Genomic DNA, 1,351 nt, shown 5'->3' on the forward strand with positions numbered 1-1,351 from the left:
TCCACGGTTCCCCTCCCGCTTCAGGCCGCGGGGCGCCGGAGCGCCCCGCGATCAGGCCGTCGTCGATCCGCCGGGCTTAGTGGCAGCCCGGATAGGTGGTGACGTCGGTGTCCAGGAGGTCCGCCGACAGGCCCTTGAGCCACTCGGTGGAATCCTCGCCGGCCGGGGTCGTGATCGCCTCGGCAGGGAAGACCGTGATGTCGCAGAGCTCGGCGATGTCCTTGCCCTCCACCTGCTTGGCAGTGCCGAGCATCTGGTCCTCCAGGCCCTGGTGATCCGCCGGGCGGATGGTGATCTCGCTGGTCGCACCGCGGAAGCTCAGACCCTCGAAGGCGTCGGCCAGGGTCTCGGTGTCCGGCCACTCGCCGTCGTTGGCCTCGATGGCGCGGTCGTAGGCGGCCTGAAGCGCGTCGAACGCCTGGACCATGTGGAAGGCGGAGTAGATCGGCACGTTGCCGGTCTTCTGGCGGAAGCTGCTCACGAACTCGTTGAACTTCTCGTCGTCGGCATAGCCGGGATGGGCATAGTAGTGGTCGCCACGGGCACCGACGATCGCCCCGGTGGGCATGTCCTCACCCAGGCGCTCCAGCGAGCTCTCGGCGAGGGGCAGCACCAGCGTCGAGCGCTCGTCGAGCCCGCGCTGCTTGGCCTGGCGCACGAAGTTGTCGAGATCGCCACCCCAGGAGGTGGAGAGCACCACGTCCGGGCGCATCGCCAGCAGCCGCGTGATCTCGGTGGAGAAGTCCGGGGTCCCGAACTTGGGGAAGAACTCGGCAACCACCTCGACGTCCGGCTTCAGGGTCTGCAGGGCGGTACGGAAGATCTTCCAGGAGTCACGGCCCCAGGCGTAGTCCTGGTTGACCACGGCGATGGTCTCGAAGTCGGGGTGGGTCTTCAGCAGGTACAGCACCGAGGCCAGCATCTCGGGGGTCGCGTTCGCCTGCGTGCGGAAAACGTAGTTGTAGTCACCCTCCTCGAACACCCGCTGGGTGCCGCAGTCCCACATCAGGTTGACGACTTCGAGGTCCTCGGCGAGCGGCGCCACCTTCAGGCAGTTGCCGCTGGAGATCGAGGCGAACATGACGTCGTAGCCCTCGCTCTGCACGAGCCGGCGGTACTCGGAGAGCAGGTGCTCACTGCCCGCCCCCTCGTCGATGAAGCTCAGGTTGAGCGGCACGCCGTGGATCCCGCCGTTGTCGTTGATCCGCTCGGCCATGATCTCGGCGGCGGCACGGGCGGGCTCACCGAACACGGAGGCCGGCCCCGAGAGGAATGCGGAAATGCCGATGTCGATCTGCTCGGGCTTGTCGGCGGCGCCGGCCGTGCCGATGCCGAGCGCGCAGACGCCGGC

1 protein-coding gene is annotated in these 1,351 nt (G+C 67.9%); it reads right to left on the minus strand.

What is annotated here, in order from left to right:
• Positions 1–76: 76 nt before the first annotated feature.
• Positions 77–1,351 (minus strand): ABC transporter substrate-binding protein (locus tag G7A99_RS19865; RefSeq protein ID WP_205599948.1); only part of this gene is annotated, 1,275 nt, incomplete at its 5' end.

The sequence above is a fragment of the Arhodomonas sp. KWT genome (assembly GCF_010993615.1).